This window comes from Mitsuaria sp. GD03876 (assembly GCF_029840635.1).
In the GTDB taxonomy this organism is placed as follows: domain Bacteria; phylum Pseudomonadota; class Gammaproteobacteria; order Burkholderiales; family Burkholderiaceae_C; genus Roseateles.
In genome coordinates this window covers 31,066-46,628 of record NZ_JAOCCU010000030.1, presented here as the reverse complement: position 1 = coordinate 46,628, position 15,563 = coordinate 31,066, and the positions used below count along the sequence as shown (strand labels likewise).

The window sequence follows — 15,563 nt, the reverse complement described above, 5'->3', positions numbered from 1 at the left end:
CAAGGGGCGCACGCTATCAGCGCCCCAGGCGCGAATCGCCCGGCTGCCCCAAAAAGCCAGCATTTTGCTGACCTACCGCACGAAAAAACCGAAGTCGACGGGGTGTCACCCGGGCGGGTGACGCGAGGGCGCATCGGCGGGGCGGGACCCCGTCAGCGGAATGACTTCAGCGCGTCCTGGCCGTCCTTCGTGAGGAAGGGCTGGACGACCGCGAGGGGCAGCGCGATGTCCTCGGCGCAGGGTGTCATCGCATACGAGGTGGCGCCCTCGAAGACCAGTTTCCCCGCCACCGGATGGACCGCGTAGCCGCCCCAGCGGATCTCGTCGCGGCAGTCGGCGTCCGGGCCGTTGGCCGTGCGCGCGTAGGCCGACATCAACAGGCGGCCGAGCGCCGAGGTCTTCGGGATCTCCTTGCGCAGTGCCGGGACGAGCCAGGCCGCCGTGTCCACGGGGGCGCCGGTGTCCAGGCGGTAGGTCGTGACGACGCTGCCGTGCCACGGATGCGCGCCGCCGCAATACCCTTCGGTCCAGGTGCTGATCACGGCGAAGGCCGCGTTCCATGCGAGGACCGTCTGCCCTTGCGAGGACTCGTAGCCGGCTTCGGGGCCGCGCTCCCGGCGTCCTTGGGCCACGCAGTCCAGGTGATCGACCGCCGCCTCGACGGCCTTGGCCTGCAGGACGGCGTTGAGCGCCTCCAGGCCGGGGCCCGTGCCGACCAGCCGCACGCCGCGATGCACGACGCCGATCGACTGCCCCTTTGTTCCGGCGCCACCGGGGACGGCGTAGCTGAGTTCTTCGAATCGCCGCCCGCCGATCTCGCCGGTCTTGTCGAGCCTGGGCTTCAGGCCGGCCTTGCGCGGCGCATTGAAGGCTTCGCCCGGGACCGCGTTCGCGACGATCGGGAGCCGCCTGGTGCCGTCCGCTGAACGCCATTCGCCGCCGAGCGCCGTTCCCTCGCAGGACAGCGTCAGCTGGCCCGTGGGGCGTTCCTGGGCGTCGAGTTCCTGCCACGTGCCGGTCTTGGCGTCGCGGACCAGCGTGAGGTCGCCGAGCGAGCTGCGGTAGTAGTAGCGGCCCACGGCGGGCCGGTCGTTCTCGGCGGCGTTCAGCTCGATGGACACCGGCGTGCCGCCGAGCGTGCCGCGCCAGGTGCCGTCGACGCAGGCGGCGGGCGCCGCGTGGGCCGGGGCGATGCCCAGCGAGGCGACGATCGCCAGCGTGAGCACGCCATGAAGGCGCAGGAGTCGACGCGGAGAGGGCGAGTCAGGGAGGGCCAGGGGACGTGCGCGCATGGCGGCGACTGTAGCCGCGGGCAGGGCATGGGACTTGCCGACGCACGTCATCCGGACTTCAGGAGATTCCCATGCCCGACTTCGACGAACGCCGCGACAAGGCCTACGACCACGCGCAGGAAGCGGCCTACTGGCGCGACAACTACGCCAAGCGGCCGTACGTGCAGCCCACCGACACGCATGACGACTTCGGTCCGGCCTATGCGTATGGCGTCGACGCCTTCGCGCGTTATCCCGATCGCGAGTTCGACGACTTCGAGGCGGAACTGCACCGCGACTGGGGCAACCAGCGCCAGGGCTCGTCGCTCGAATGGGCGCGGGCCAAGCCGGCGGTGAAGGACGCCTGGCAGCGCATCAAGGAGGCGTCGAACATGCCGCCTTCCACCCGCTGAGCGGGTGCGATCGCGATCGCGGTCTCTCCCCGCGCGTCTAGCAGGGCGAGGCGATCGCGCCGAACAGGCCGTTGAGCAAGCCGGTCGTGAGGCGGGCGCGATTGAGCACGATGTCGCCGAGCAGCGCCGTCACGCCAGCCAGCCAGGCGGCGTAGCCGAAGCCGACGTAGTCGTTGAACAGCAGCGTGTGCAGCCAGTCCTGCTGGAACAGATAGCCGTAGCCGGTGAGGCCGACGGCCGCCAGGACCAGCAGCGCCGGCACCGTCACTTGGATGGCCGCGCGCGGGCGCCACCACGCGATCAAGGCCAGCAGCGCGAAGGCCGCGGCGTTCGTGCCGCTGACGATGCGGAACTCGCACAGCCATTGGCGGCTGGCGGAGGCGTAGGCGGACTCGGCGATGCGCCGAAGCGTTTTTTCCGCCTCGTCGAGCGAAGCGATGTCTGACCGGGTGCCGTCTTCGATCAACTGCGCGATGCGCCGGCGGCATTCGCAGTCGGCGTCCTGCATGCGGTCGAGCACGGCCGCGGTGATGCGCGGAACGTCGTCCCGCAGCCGGCGTGTCGCGACGTCGCGCTCGATGGACAGGCGCTTGAGCGCGTCGCGGGCCATCGCCCCCAGGCGCGATTCATCCAGGCGCTCGATGCGCTCGCCGATGCGGCGTTCCATCTCCAGTCGGAGCAGCTCGCGCGCGCCGCGCTCGACGAGCAGTGGCTGCACCAGCGATGCCGCCAGCGCGAGGCCGAAGAGCAGGGCGCCGATCGCGCCGAGTGCGATCAGTCCACGGCGCAGCATGGCCGGCTCACCGCGTCCTCACTTCTTCTCGTCCAGCGAGCGCCGCACCGCCTCCATCGGATCCTCCGCGTCGGAGGCGGGCGCGGACGCCTCGGAGGCCGGCGCCGACGCCGCCTCCGGCAGTCCGAACAGCGCGTTCGTGTCCGCGTTCGGATCGACGCGGCCGGACTGGCCGGCGTCGATGCCCTGCAGCATCTCGGTGGCCTTGTCGAGGTCGACGATCTCGGCCTTGTCCAGGAAGGCCGTCACCGTCACCGGGAAGAAGATCACGATCGCCACCAGCACCAGCTGCATCAGCACCCAGGGGATCGAGCCCATGTAGATGTCGCTGGACTTCACCCGCTGCGGCAACGCGCCGTTCTTGAACAGCGAATCCGCGATCCCCCGCAGGTAGAACAGCGCGAAGCCGAACGGCGGATGCATGAAGCTGGTCTGCATGTTCACGCACAGCATCACGCCGAACCACACCAGGTCGATGCCCATCTTGTCGGCGACCGGACCCAGCAGCGGCAGGATGATGAAGGCGATCTCGAAGAAGTCCAGGAAGAACGCCAGGAAGAAAATGAACAGGTTCACCACGATCAGGAACCCGACCTGACCGCCCGGCAGGTTGGACAGCAGGTGCTCGATCCACTTGCCACCCTCGACGCCCTGGAACACCAGCGAGAAGGTCCGCGAACCGATCAGGATGAACACCACCATCGCGGTGATGCGCATCGTGCCGATCATGGCCTCCTTGACCACCGGCCAGGTCAGCCGCCGATGCAGCGCCGCCAGGATGAAGGCGCCGACCGCGCCCATCGCGCCGGCCTCGGTGGGCGTGCAGATCGCCGTGTCGATGCCGGGCAGGCCGCCCATCGAGCCCAGCACCGCGAAGATCAGGATCGCCGACGGGACGATGCCCCGCAGGCACTTGCGCCACAGCGCCCAGCCGTTGAGCGTGCGTGCCGCGAGCGGCACGCCGGGCACGTGCTCGGGCTTGATGCGTGACAGCGCGAAGGTGTAGAGCGCGAAGATCAGCACCTGCAGGATCGACGGCCCCCACGCGCCCTTGTACATGTCGCCCACCGGCTTGCCGAGCTGGTCCGCCAGCACCACCAGCACCAGCGACGGCGGCACCAGCTGCGTGATCGTCCCCGACGCCGCCAGCACGCCGGTGGCGTAGCGCATGTTGTAGCCGTACCGCATCATGACCGGCAGCGAGATCATCGCCATTGCGATCACCTGGCCCGCCACCGTGCCGGTGATCGCGCCCAGGATGAAGCCCACGATGATCACCGAGTAGCCCAGCCCGCCCCGCACCGGGCCGAACAACTGGCCCATCGAATCGAGCATGTCCTCGGCCAGCCCGCACTTCTCCAGCAGCGCGCCCATCAGCGTGAAGAAGGGGATCGCCAGCAGCAGGTCGTTGGAGAGGATGCCGAAGACGTTCTGCGGCAGCGCCAGCATGAACTCCGGCGGGAACCAGCCCTGGCTCACCGCGAAGAAGCCGCAGGCCAGGCCCAGCGCCGCCAGCGAGAACGCCACCGGGAAGCCGATGAGCATGATGATGATCAACCCCGCGAACATCAGCGGGGGAAACTGCTCCATCGTGATCATTGCAGCGGCCTCTCGTAATGCGTGTCCATCTCGACGAGATGGGCGAGGTAGCCGATACGCTTGATCACCTCGGAAATGCCCTGCAGGAACATGAGCCCGAATCCCACCGGCAGCGTCAGCGCCGCCGGCCAGCGGATCAGGCCGCCCGCGTTGCCGGAAACCTCGCCGCTGCTCAGCAGCTTCCAGGCATAACCGCCCAGGCCCAGCGCGGCGACCGTGTCGTCAGGCCGCATGCCGGTCGTGAGCTTCACCATGAAGAAGTCCCACGACAACCAGCCCGCGTAGCCCATCACCGGCAGCAGGAACACGATCAACCCGAACAGGTCGATGTAGACCTTGCCGTGGCCGCGCCAGCGCGTGTACAGGATGTCCACCCGGACATGCTCGTTGAGCCGCAGCACCTGCGCCGCGCCCAGCATCACGCAGATCGCGAACAGGTACCACTGGATCTCGAGGAAGGCGTTGGAACTGATGTCCAGCCCGTAACGGATCACCGCATTGGCGGCGCTGATAAAGCACGACAGCAGGACAGCCCAGGCGGCAAGCGTGCCGAACCGGTCCGTCAGCCAGTCGATGCCCTTGGCGAATGCAAGCAGGGCGTTCATCGACGAGTCCAGGTCTCCATCTTCAGAGCCCGCGACGGGGAGGGCTCGTTTTTCTTGGCGTAGACGTGGACTGTAGCGAGCGGGGGCTCGTCGAAAACCGATTTGGGGCGGGGGCTGGGGAAAGCACTGACGCCTCTGCTTGGACCGAGCAGGATCGAGCCGACCGGGGGCCCCTTGTCTCCATCTCCCCCCTTTGACTGCCTCCCGGCAGTCAAATTCCTTCCTTAAGTTCCGACAAGGGGCCCCCGGTCGTCTCGATCTCTCGAGATGCCGAGTGGCCCGCGGTCGTCACAGTTGGGTGGCGGCGGCGAAAAGGCGCGTGGAACGCGCGCCCGAGCGGCAGAACGCCAGCACCGGCTTGGGCACCTCGTCGAGCAGCGCGCGCATTGCGGCGATCTCCTCCGGCGACTGGTAACCCCCTTGCACCGGCAGATGCCGGTAGACAAGGCCCGCGGTCTCGGCCGCGGCACGGACCTGCTCGCTGGTCGGCTGGTCAGGACCTCCCTCGAAATCAGGGCGGTTGTTGATCACCGACTTGAAGCCGGCCTCGGCCAGCGCAGCCATCGCCTCCGGCGTCAGCTGCGGGGCGACGCAGAAATCCGGCGTCAGTTGTTGGACGGTCAGTTCCATCGAGCTCTCCTGTCGTTGAAGCGGCAGCCGGGCGCTCAGCCCGCCAGCGCCGCCTTCACCGCCGCCGAGACCAGACCCATGTCGGCCTTGCCCGCCAGCTTGCCCTTGACCGCGCCCATGACCTTGCCCATGTCGCCCGGTCCCTTCGCACCCAGCTCGGCCACGATCGCGCCGACCTCGGCCTTGATCTCGTCCTCGCTCAGGCGCTGCGGCAGATAGGCCTCCAGGACCTTCAGCTCCGCGCTTTCCTTGTCCGCCAGGTCCTGCCGTCCCGCGGCGGAGAACTGGCTGATCGAATCCTTGCGCTGCTTGATCAGCTTGTCGACGATGGCCACCAGCATCACGTCGTCGACCTCGACGCGCTCGTCCACTTCCTTCTGCTTCACCGCCGCCAGCAACATGCGGATCGTGCCCAGGCGCTCGCTGTCCTTGGCGCGCATGGCCGACTTCATGTCTTCGGTGATCTGTTCCTTCAAGGTCATACGGGCTCCTTGCTGTTCAAACAAAAACAAAAGCAAAAAACAAAAAAGCCCGCGGCAGCGTCCTGCGCGGGCTTTCTGTGCTGTTCGGGCAGTGGGGCGCGGTCAGTGACGGTCCCCGGTGCCGAAGCGTTCCGATCGGTCGATCAGTACAGCTTCTTGGGCAGCTGCATGCTGCGCACGCGCTTGTAGTGACGCTTCACGGCGGCAGCCTTCTTGCGCTTGCGCTCGGCCGTCGGCTTCTCGTAGAACTCGCGGGCGCGCAGCTCGGTGAGCAGGCCCAGCTTCTCGATGGTGCGCTTGAAGCGGCGCAGGGCCACGTCGAACGGCTCGTTTTCTTTGACGCGAATGGTGGTCATGAAATTCCTTCAAATAGCGCTCGGTGTTCGCAAGGAAGGACTTGCCTTCGAAGCGGAGGTATCCGGATTCCACTTCCGAATCGACGCGCAGGGTTTGCCAGCAAAACGCGGATTCTAGCCTTATTTTTGACGCTCCGCCATATCACGTGACACCCTCGTGTGGCCGCCACGCCAGCCCCCGAACGGTTCCAGGGCAAGACGGGCCCGGAAGACGCCTCGCGAATCCGACATTCTCCCTGACGCCGGCCGTGACATTTTCCCGCCCCGGGCGAGGCGCGGGCGAAGAACCGCCCGGCTGGGTGAAGCGGCTCGCCATCGGTCCGCGCCGCCGCGCGCTAGGATGCCGCACCCCAAGCTTAGGGGGAGAGACGCCCCGGCCCCGTCGGCGGCACTTGCCCGGGCGACGGACGCCCATCTACATTCGATCCACCACCATTCGACCGCCAGGGGAATCCCCGGCATGGCCCGACCCATGGAATTACAAGCCGCCGCGACACCCGCGCCTGCCAGTTTCGATGCTTGGCTGGCCTCGTCGGGATCGCCCCAGGGGCCCGTCGCGGCCGGCCTGCTCAGCCTGCTCGAGCCCACCGGCGCCTGCCTGACCGTGAAGTCGATGGCCACCGGTCGCTACGTGTTCGCCAGCCCGGGCATGAGCGAGTTCTTCGGCCGGCTGGAGACCGGCATCGTCGGCGCGGCCGACGCCGAGCTGATGCGCGGGGACGAAGTGCAGGCGATGCGCCGCTCCGAGCAGGCGACGCTGGCGCAGCGCGGCGTCGTGAGCTCCGAGCACCGCCTGGAGATCGGCGGCCGCCGCCGCGAGTTCATGGTCACGCGTTTCCCGCTAGGCCCGGAACACGTGATGGCGCTATGGAGCGACAAGACCGAGGAACGCCATCGCGAGACGCACCTGCAGCGCGCGCTGCAACAGCTCGAGCAGCAGCAGAAGTCGCTGGAGCAGATGCGCCGCGAGCTGCAGCAGGGCAGCGGCCGCGACGAGGTCTCCGGCCTCTACATGCGCGCGCAGTTCGACGACCAGTTGCTGCGCGAGATCGATCTCTCCACCCGCGAACACCGCGAGTTCACGCTGGTGCTGATCGCGCTGGACCCGGTGTCCCCGGAAACCGCCGAGGGCCTCGGCGAGGAGCCGCGCCAGCGCCTGCTCGAAGGCCTGGGCCGCATGCTGCGCGCCAACACCCGCGCGATGGACGCCGCCTGCCGCATCGGCGACGACCTGTTCGCGGTGCTGCTGTCGGGCGTCGGGCTCGCGACCGCGCATGCGCGCATGGAGCAGCTCCGCCGCCAATGCCACGCGCAGATCGTGGTGCTGCACGGGCAGGACCTGGGCCTGTCGCTGTCGATGGGCGTGGCGAGCTTCCCGCACACCGCGTCGCGTCAGGAAGAGCTGCTCGGCGCGGCCGAGATGGCCGTCAAGGAAGCGCAGCGCCGCGGCGGCAACCAGGTCGTGCTGGCGTCGATCCCGTTCGGGATGGGCGGCTGATCAGGATCGCCATGTCGGCCGCGCACGCGCGGCCGTTCCCGTTCCCGCTCAGGCGAGCAGCTGTTGCAGGTGCCGCCATTCCGCCGCCGTCACCGGCGTGATCGACAAGCGGTTGCCCGGCTGCAGCGTGCGCAGGCCCGCCAGCGCGGGATCGCGCTTCATCTCCGCCAGGCTCAGCAGCCGCGTCTTGCGCACGAAGCGCACGTCGACGTGCTGCCAGCGCGGCTCCTCGCGCTTGGACTTCGGGTCGAAGTAATGGCTGTCGGGATCGAACTGGGTCTCGTCGGGGTAGGCCGTGCTGCTGACCTCGGCGATGCCGGCGATGCCGGGCTCCGGGCAGGACGAGTGATAGAACAGCACGCCGTCGCCGACCCGCATCTGGTCGCGCATGAAGTTGCGCGCCTGGTAGTTGCGCACGCCGGTCCACGGCAGTTCGCCGGCCGCCTGCAGGTGATCGATCGAGGCCTCGTCCGGTTCGGACTTCATCAGCCAGTACTGCGGGGCGCTGGCGGGGGTGGTGCTCATCGGGGCTCCTCGCGAGATCGATCGACCATGAAAAAACCGCGCGTGACGTCGAATCAGGCGCGGTTCCGGGAAAGGGTGTCCACGGCGAGCCGTGAGCCGCATTCCTGAACCCAAGGGGTACAGGTGGGCGAGGTCAACATGGCTTCGGGTTCATCTGACGCGAGACGCTCACACCAGCCAGGTAATGTTCCAAGCCCTTGCTCGCGAGAGCATCGGTTCAAGGAAATATAAAACTCACGCGAACGCAGTGGACGAGGTGGATTCTACGCGCCGCGTCCCGCCGCTCACAGCAGTTGCCCGTCTTGGACAAGGGCTTCGTCGAGCCGCTTCATCAGCATTTCAAGATCGGGTAGGACTTCTCCGCGCGCATCGCCGGCCGCCGCTCCGCCCGCATCGCTGACGGCCGCTGGCGCCGACGAAGATTCGCTGAGCGAATACGCGAGGTTCAGCGCCGCGAGCACCGCGATGCGCTCGCGCGCCTTGATGCGTCCGGCGTCGCGGATGGCGCACATTTCCTTGTCGACACGGGCGACCGCCTTCTGCAGCGCGGCCTCGCCGCCCTCGGGGCAGCCGAGCAGATAGCTCTGACCCATGATCGTGACTTCCATTTGCTTCATGCGCCCGGCTTTCGAGTGTCTGGGGTATCGGCGCCATCGTCGCCCGAGAGCAGGTCGGCGGCTTCCAGCGGCAGGCGCTCCAGCAGCGCGTCCACGCGCGCGCGCGCCGCGGACAGCCGCGAGCGCAGGCTGTCGCGCTCCAGCGTGAGCGCCTGGACCTGCTGCTCCAGCAGGGTGTTCGTACGCTTGAGTTCCTCATGGCGCACCAGCAGGCGCTCCACGCGGTCGACAAGGTCGTTGATGCTAGACATGGCTTCCCTGACGGAATGAACGCGCGGATTGTAGGGGGCGGGGTTCGCTCAGCGCGCCGCGGCCAAGGGCGCGCTGTCACATTGCGCGACGACGGCGCAACGCTCGCACAGCGGCCGGCGGGCCTGGCAGACGTAGCGACCATGCAGGATGAGCCAGTGGTGCGCGTCGACCAGGAACTCCTCGGGCACGCGCGCGAGCAACTGCTGTTCGACCTCGAGCACGTTCTTGCCCGGCGCCAGGCCGGTGCGGTTGCCGACACGGAAGATGTGCGTGTCCACCGCCATCGTGGCCTCGCCGAAGGCGACGTTGAGCACCACGTTGGCCGTCTTGCGGCCCACGCCGGGCAGGGCCTCGAGCGCCTCGCGGCTGCGCGGCACCTGGCCGCCGTGCTGCTCGATCAGGAGGCGGCAGGTCGCGTGCAGGTTCTTGGCCTTGGTCTTGTACAGGCCGATCGTCTTGATGTACTCGGCGAGCTTCTCCTCGCCGAGCGCCAGGATCTTGGCCGGCGTGTTGGCCACGACGAACAGCCGCCGCGTCGCCTTGTTGACGCCGACGTCGGTCGCCTGCGCCGACAGCAGCACCGCGGCGAGCAGCTCGAAGACGCTGGCGTACTCGAGCTCCGTCTGCGGCGACGGATTGGCATGGCGGAGGATCTCGAAGAACTCGCGGATCTGGGTCGTGTTCATGGCGCGCGGTCGGGCTGGCGGAAGGGTCAGGCGCCGCGCTTGGCGCGGGCGCGGGCGAGCGCGGCCTCGATGACGGCGCGCTTGCGGTCGAGCTGGGCCGGGTCGGCGAGGCGCGACGCTTCCTCGAGGTGCTCGAGCTTGTGCTGGGCCTTGGCCTCGAGCCGGGCGTCATGCTCTTGCCGGTCGCGTTCGACGCGGATCTCGCGCCAGCGGTAGCGCTCGCGGGCGCGCTCGGCCTGCGGGGCGCTCCAGGCGGCCCAGCCGCCCAGGCCCGGCGTGACTGGCGTCAGCGAGATGCAGTCGACCGGGCAGACCGGGATGCAGAGCTCGCAGCCGGTGCAGTCCGCGTCGAGGACGACATGCATCTGCTTGTTGCTGCCGACGATCGCGTCCACCGGGCAGGCCTTGATGCACAGCGTGCAGCCGATGCACCAGGCCTCGTCGATGACGGCCAGCGCGCGCGGGCCTTCGGTGCCGTGTTCGGGATTGAGCGGCAGCGCGTCGCGGCCGGTGAGGGCGGCCAGACGCACGATGCCCTCGGCGCCGCCGGGCGGGCACTGGTTGATCGCCGCCTCGCCGCGCGCGATCGCGTGCGCGTAGGAGTGGCAGTCGGGATAACCGCAGCGCGTGCATTGCGTCTGCGGCAGGGCCAGGTTCAGGCGCTCGACGAGGTCGTCGAACGCGGCGCCCGAAGTGGGCGCGGCGGCGGCGGTCGGTTCAGGATCGGCGGAAGGGGCGGGATTCACTCGGACGGCTTGCGCGAACGGCGCGCCGCCGGACGAGTCGTGGCGGACGCGCGCCGGGCCGCGGCGGGCTGGTGCAACGGGGCCGCATCGTACTTGGCAATGAAGTCGCGGACCTCCGGATACACCTTCTCGCGCCAGCGGCGGCCCGAGAAGATGCCGTAGTGGCCGGCGCCGACCGCGTCGTAGTGGAACTGGTGCTTCGTGTCGATGCCGCTGCACAGCTCATGCGCGGCGCGGGTCTGGCCGGCGCCGGAGATGTCGTCCAGCTCGCCCTCGACGGTCAGCAGCGCCGTCTGGGTGATGTCCTGGGGACGCACCAGGCTGCCGCTGACGTTCCAGGTGCCGTTGACCAGCGCGAAGTCCTGGAACACCGTCTTGATCGTGTCCAGGTAGTACTCGGCCGGCATGTCCAGCACGGCGTTGTACTCGTCGTAGAAGCGGCGGTGCGATTCGGCGCTGTCGTCGTCGCCGCGGACCAGGTCGAGGAAGTAGTCGTAATGCGAGGTCAGGTGCCGGTCCGGGTTCATCGCGACGAAACCGGTGTGCTGCAGGAAGCCGGGATAGACCTCGCGGCCCGCGCCCGGGTAGGTGGTCGGGACGCGGTAGATGACGTTGTTCTCGAACCAGCTGTAGCTCTTGTTCATCGCCAGGTTGTTGACCGCGGTCGGGCTGCGGCGGGCGTCGATCGGGCCGCCCATCATCGTCATCGAGCGCGGCGTGGTCTCGCCGGCGGAAGCCATCAGCGAGATCGCCGCCAGCACCGGCACCGTCGGCTGGCACACCGAGATCACGTGGCAGTCCTCGCCGACGTGGCGGATGAAGTCCTGGACGTAATGGATGTAGTCGTCGAGGTGGAACGGGCCCGCGTCCAGCGGCACCATGCGGGCGTCGGTCCAGTCGGTGATGTAGACCTTGTGGTCCTTGAGCAGCTGCTTGACGGTGTCGCGCAGCAGCGTGGCGTGGTGGCCGGACAGCGGCGCCACGACCAGCACCGTCGGCTGCGCCTTCATCTTGGCCAGCACCGCGGAGTCGTCGGTATAGCGCTTGAAGCGCAGCAGGCGGCAGAAGGGCTTGTCCAGCGACACCAGTTCCTGCACCGCGACGTCGACGCCGTCGACCTCGACGCTGCGCAGCTCGAATTCCGGCTTCTCGTACTCCTTGGCCAGCCGGTGCATCAGGTCCAGGCCGGCCGACATGCGGTGCGACAGCGGCGTGTGCGCGAACGGCGACAGCGGGTGGCTGTAGAGCTTGGCCGTGGCGCTGGCGAATTCGGAGAACGGGCTCAGCAGCGCGCGTTGGGTTTCATAAAGCTGGTAGAGCATCTGGCGGACCTCTCGAGGGGGAGTGAGGCGGGAGCTGGCACCCGTTGTGCAATGCAGCAATTCTAGGTCCCGGCTGTGAGCAGTGTGTGTCGCCGATGGGTCGTGCCGGGCGGGAGCAGGGACTTCGAACTGCCGGATTTCGCCACAAATGCGCAGGGCCGGCCCGCTGTTGACGGAACCGGCCCTGGGTTCGATAGCGACCGTGCGATCAGCGCATCGAAGTGTGGCCTCAGCCCTGCTTGACGGCCGCGATCGCGGCGGCGACCGGCTTCAGGTTCTTGCTGTTGAGCGCGGCCACGCAGATCCGGCCGGAATCGACGCCGTAGACGCCGAATTCCGCGCGCAGGCGCTGCATCTGCTCGGCGGACAGGCCGCTGTAGCTGAACATGCCCTTCTGGCGGGTGACGTAGCCGAGGTCGTCGGTGATGCCGGCGGCCTTCAGCTCGGTGACCAGCGCCTCGCGCATCTGCTTGATGCGCACCCGCATGCCGGCCAGTTCCTCTTCCCACTGGGCGCGCAGCGCCGGCGTGGACAGCACCGTGGCCACGACCTGCGCGCCATGCGTCGGCGGGTTGGAGTAGTTGGTGCGGATGACGATCTTGAGCTGGCTCAGGACCTTGGCGGCTTCCTCGGCGGAGGCGGCGACGACGCTCAGCGCGCCCACGCGCTCGCCGTACAGCGAGAAGCTCTTGGAGAAGCTGGTCGAGACGAAGAAGTCCAGGCCGGCGGCCAGGAACTGCTGGATCACCGCGCCGTCCTCGGCGATGCCTTCGCCGAAGCCCTGGTAGGCCATGTCCAGGAAAGCGACCAGGCCGCGGGCCTTGACCGCCTCGACGACCTGCGCCCACTGCGCGGGCGTCAGGTCGTAGCCGGTCGGGTTGTGGCAGCAGGCGTGCAGCACGACGACGGTCCCGGCCGGGGCGGCGTTCAGCGCGGCCAGCATCCCGTCGACGTTGATGCCGCGGTTGGCGGCGTCGTAGTAGGGGTAGGTCTCGACCGGGAAGCCGGCGTTGGTGAACAGCGCGCGGTGGTTTTCCCAGGACGGGTCGGAGATCAGGACCGTCGCGCCCGGGTTGAGCTTCTTCAGGAAGTCGGCGCCGATCTTCAGGCCGCCGGTGCCGCCCAGCGCCTGGACGGTCGCCACGCGCTTGCTCTTGAGGATGTCGCTGTCGGCGCCGAAGACCAGGCCCTGGACGGCCGCGTCATAGGCGGCGATGCCGTCGATGGGCAGGTAGCCGCGCGGCTTGGGGGCGGCCTGCATCTGCGCTTCCGCGGCGGCCACGCAGGCCAGCAGGGGCAGCTTGCCGTTGTCGTCGTAATAGACGCCGACGCCCAGGTTGACCTTGTTGGGATTCGGGTCGGCGTTGAATTGCTCGTTCAGACCCAGGATGGGGTCGCGGGGGGCCATGGCGACGGCGGCGAACAGGGACATGGAGGCTTTCCTGACAGTGCGTTGGCAAGAGCGTGGAGGACCGGATCGGGAGAAACCCGTCCGGCTGCGCTACGCTGTCGCGTCCTGACGCCCGAGGCGCCTCCCGCGCGCCCAGCGAAGCCCGCCGATTGTAGGCAGGGAACCTGCGTTGCCCCTGGGAAACCCTGATGAGCCGATCCACCGCCGCCAAGCCCGAAACCCCCGTCGCCACGGGGAAGAAGTCCGCCTCCACCGAGGCGGCACCCGCCGTGGCGGGCGAGCCGCCGAAGGGCGAATTCGTTTCTTTCGAAGGCTCCCCGTTCCAGCTGTTCCAGCCGTACCCGCCGGCGGGCGACCAGCCCGCGGCGATCCAGCAGCTGGTCGAAGGCGTCCAGGACGGCGAGAGCTACCAGACGCTGCTGGGCGTGACGGGCTCGGGCAAGACCTTCACGATGGCCAACACGATCGCCCGGCTGGGCCGCCCGGCGATCGTGTTCGCGCCCAACAAGACGCTGGCGGCGCAGCTGTACAGCGAGTTCCGCGAGTTCTTCCCGAAGAACGCCGTCGAGTACTTCGTCAGCTACTACGACTACTACCAGCCCGAGGCCTACGTCCCGCAGCGCGACCTGTTCATCGAGAAGGACAGCGCGATCAACGAGCAGATCGAGCAGCTGCGGCTGTCCTGCACCAAGAGCCTGCTGGAGCGGCGCGACGTGGTGATCGTGGCCTCGGTCTCGGCGATCTACGGCATCGGCAACCCGAGCGACTACCACCAGATGGTGATGACGCTGCGGGTGGGCGACAAGGTCGGCCAGCGCGACGTGATCCAGCAGCTGGCGCGGATGCAGTACACGCGCAACGAGATGGAATTCACCCGCGGCCACTTCCGCGTGCGCGGCGACACGATCGACGTGTTCCCGGCCGAGCACTCGGAGCTGGCGCTGCGCATCGAGCTGTTCGACGACGAGGTCGAGGGGCTGGTGCTCTTCGACCCGCTGACCGGCCAGATCCGGCAGAAGATCCCGCGCTTCACCGTCTACCCCTCGAGCCATTACGTGACGCCGCGCGACCGCGTGGTCGCGGCGATCGAGACGATCAAGGAGGAACTGCGCGAGCGCGTGGCCTTCTTCATCAAGGAGGGCAAGCTGGTGGAGGCGCAGCGGCTGGAGCAGCGCACCCGCTTCGACCTGGAGATGCTGCAGGAAGTGGGCCACTGCAAGGGCATCGAGAACTACACCCGCCACCTGTCGCAGGCCGCGCCGGGCGATCCTCCGCCGACGCTGGTGGACTACCTGCCGGCCGACGCGCTGATGTTCCTGGACGAGAGCCACGTGCTGATCGGCCAGTTCGGCGGCATGTACAACGGCGACCGGGCGCGCAAGAGCACGCTGGTGGAGTACGGCTTCCGGCTGCCGTCGGCGATGGACAACCGGCCGCTGAAGTTTGAGGAGTACGAGCGCAAGATGCGCCAGGCCATCTTCGTCAGCGCGACGCCGGGCGACTACGAGAAGCGCCAGGCCGGCGCGGTGGTCGAGCAGCTGGTGCGGCCGACGGGGCTGGTGGATCCGGTGGTCGAGGTGCGGCCGGCGACGCACCAGGTCGACGACGTGCTGCAGGAGATCCGCGAGCGCATCGAGGTCAACGAGCGGGTGCTGATCACGACGCTGACCAAGCGCATGGCCGAGCAGCTGACCGAGTACCTGAGCGACAACGGCGTCAAGGTGCGCTACCTGCACTCGGACGTGGACACGGTCGAGCGGGTGGAGATCCTGCGCGACCTGCGGCTGGGCACCTTCGACGTGCTGGTGGGCATCAACCTGCTGCGCGAGGGCCTGGACATCCCCGAGGTGTCGCTGGTGGCGATCCTGGACGCGGACAAGGAAGGTTTCCTGCGGGCCGAGCGCAGCCTGATCCAGACCATCGGGCGGGCGGCGCGCAACGTCAACGGCAAGGCGATCCTGTACGCGGACCGCATCACCGAATCGATGAAGAAGGCGATCGGCGAGACCGAGCGCCGCCGCGCGCGGCAGGTCGAGTTCAACGCGGCCAACGGCATCACGCCGCGTGGCGTGGTCAAGCGCATCCGCGACCTGATCGACGGCGTCTACAGCGACAAGCCGGGCCGCGACGACGCCAAGGTGATCGCCGAGGCGGCCGAGGTCGAGGCGATGAGCGAGAAGGACCTGAGCAAGCGCATCCAGCAGCTGGAGAAGCAGATGCTGGAGCACGCGCGCAACCTCGAGTTCGAGAAGGCCGCGCGGCTGCGCGACCAGCTGTCCCAGCTCAAGGAGCAGGCCTTCGGCGCGGCGGTGCACGACAACGTCGTGCCGATCACCGCGAGCAAGGGCAAGTGAGGC

The 15,563-nt window shown here is 68.3% G+C and carries 17 protein-coding genes and 1 other RNA gene; 3 read left to right on the top strand and 15 right to left on the bottom strand.

Translation table 11 applies throughout. The features are described 5' to 3' along the window. Positions 1-152: 152 nt before the first annotated feature. Positions 153-1,292, bottom strand: coding sequence for a hypothetical protein (locus N5D62_RS18730; RefSeq protein ID WP_279759388.1), 1,140 nt, complete (start codon positions 1,290-1,292; stop codon positions 153-155). A 71-nt stretch (positions 1,293-1,363) separates the two neighbouring features. On the opposite strand from N5D62_RS18730, the gene N5D62_RS18725 reads away from it, so the two are divergent. Then, complete coding sequence (locus N5D62_RS18725) at positions 1,364-1,684, top strand: hypothetical protein (protein ID WP_279759387.1); 321 nt, start codon at positions 1,364-1,366, stop codon at positions 1,682-1,684. A gap of 37 nt (positions 1,685-1,721) precedes the next feature. Here N5D62_RS18725 and N5D62_RS18720 read toward each other — a convergent pair whose 3' ends face one another. The 6 genes from N5D62_RS18720 to rpsU form a co-directional block, all read right to left on the bottom strand. Beyond that, complete coding sequence (locus tag N5D62_RS18720; RefSeq protein WP_279759386.1) at positions 1,722-2,477, bottom strand: hypothetical protein; 756 nt, start codon at positions 2,475-2,477, stop codon at positions 1,722-1,724. A gap of 18 nt (positions 2,478-2,495) precedes the next feature. After that, entirely contained in the window at positions 2,496-4,073 is a 1,578-nt protein-coding gene (locus N5D62_RS18715; RefSeq protein ID WP_279759414.1) for a TRAP transporter large permease subunit, read from the bottom strand. Next, complete coding sequence (locus N5D62_RS18710; protein ID WP_279759385.1) at positions 4,073-4,681, bottom strand: TRAP transporter small permease subunit; 609 nt, start codon at positions 4,679-4,681, stop codon at positions 4,073-4,075. Before N5D62_RS18710 ends, N5D62_RS18715 begins: the two co-directional genes overlap by 1 nt. Before the next feature lie 288 nt (positions 4,682-4,969). Then, positions 4,970-5,311 (bottom strand): TIGR01244 family sulfur transferase, encoded by a 342-nt coding sequence (locus tag N5D62_RS18705; RefSeq protein WP_279759384.1) that lies wholly within the window; start codon positions 5,309-5,311, stop codon positions 4,970-4,972. A gap of 35 nt (positions 5,312-5,346) precedes the next feature. Next, positions 5,347-5,793 carry a GatB/YqeY domain-containing protein gene (locus N5D62_RS18700; protein ID WP_279759383.1) on the bottom strand — a complete coding sequence of 149 codons (447 nt, stop codon included), beginning with the start codon at positions 5,791-5,793 and terminating at the stop codon, positions 5,347-5,349. Positions 5,794-5,936: 143 nt separating this feature from the next. Continuing rightward, positions 5,937-6,149, bottom strand: a complete 213-nt coding sequence (gene rpsU / locus N5D62_RS18695) for a 30S ribosomal protein S21 (RefSeq protein WP_012346814.1) — start codon at positions 6,147-6,149, stop codon at positions 5,937-5,939. 472 nt (positions 6,150-6,621) lie between these two features. Between rpsU and N5D62_RS18690 the strand changes: the two genes are divergently transcribed. Then, a complete protein-coding gene (locus N5D62_RS18690) occupies positions 6,622-7,647 on the top strand; it encodes a GGDEF domain-containing protein (RefSeq protein WP_279759382.1) in 1,026 nt (341 codons plus the stop codon). A 48-nt stretch (positions 7,648-7,695) separates the two neighbouring features. Here N5D62_RS18690 and N5D62_RS18685 read toward each other — a convergent pair whose 3' ends face one another. The 8 genes from N5D62_RS18685 to N5D62_RS18650 all read right to left on the bottom strand — a co-directional run bounded on the left by N5D62_RS18685 (position 7,696) and on the right by N5D62_RS18650 (position 13,227). Further along, on the bottom strand, positions 7,696-8,172 hold the full coding sequence (locus tag N5D62_RS18685) for an EVE domain-containing protein (protein ID WP_279759381.1): 477 nt from the start codon (positions 8,170-8,172) through the stop codon (positions 7,696-7,698). 72 nt (positions 8,173-8,244) lie between these two features. Continuing rightward, a non-coding RNA gene (gene ssrS / locus N5D62_RS18680) (6S RNA) lies at positions 8,245-8,429 on the bottom strand. Between the two features lie 27 nt (positions 8,430-8,456). Continuing rightward, positions 8,457-8,789: a cell division protein ZapA gene (locus tag N5D62_RS18675; protein ID WP_279759380.1), complete on the bottom strand. Its 333-nt coding sequence runs from the start codon at positions 8,787-8,789 to the stop codon at positions 8,457-8,459. Further along, positions 8,786-9,040 (bottom strand): cell division protein ZapB, encoded by a 255-nt coding sequence (locus tag N5D62_RS18670; RefSeq protein WP_279759379.1) that lies wholly within the window; start codon positions 9,038-9,040, stop codon positions 8,786-8,788. The genes N5D62_RS18675 and N5D62_RS18670 overlap by 4 nt, the downstream gene beginning before the upstream one ends. A 48-nt stretch (positions 9,041-9,088) precedes the next feature. Then, on the bottom strand, positions 9,089-9,727 hold the full coding sequence (nth, locus tag N5D62_RS18665) for an endonuclease III (protein WP_279759378.1): 639 nt from the start codon (positions 9,725-9,727) through the stop codon (positions 9,089-9,091). 26 nt (positions 9,728-9,753) lie between these two features. Next, a complete protein-coding gene (gene rsxB, locus N5D62_RS18660) occupies positions 9,754-10,386 on the bottom strand; it encodes an electron transport complex subunit RsxB (RefSeq protein WP_279759413.1) in 633 nt (210 codons plus the stop codon). Between the two features lie 83 nt (positions 10,387-10,469). Then, positions 10,470-11,795, bottom strand: coding sequence for a polyhydroxyalkanoate depolymerase (phaZ, locus tag N5D62_RS18655; RefSeq protein ID WP_279759377.1), 1,326 nt, complete (start codon positions 11,793-11,795; stop codon positions 10,470-10,472). A 229-nt stretch (positions 11,796-12,024) separates the two neighbouring features. Continuing rightward, a complete protein-coding gene (locus N5D62_RS18650) occupies positions 12,025-13,227 on the bottom strand; it encodes an aspartate/tyrosine/aromatic aminotransferase (RefSeq protein WP_279759376.1) in 1,203 nt (400 codons plus the stop codon). Between the two features lie 167 nt (positions 13,228-13,394). Here N5D62_RS18650 and uvrB point away from each other — a divergent pair, with 167 nt between their 5' ends. Next, a complete protein-coding gene (gene uvrB, locus N5D62_RS18645; protein WP_279759375.1) occupies positions 13,395-15,560 on the top strand; it encodes an excinuclease ABC subunit UvrB in 2,166 nt (721 codons plus the stop codon). Positions 15,561-15,563: the final 3 nt, after the last annotated feature.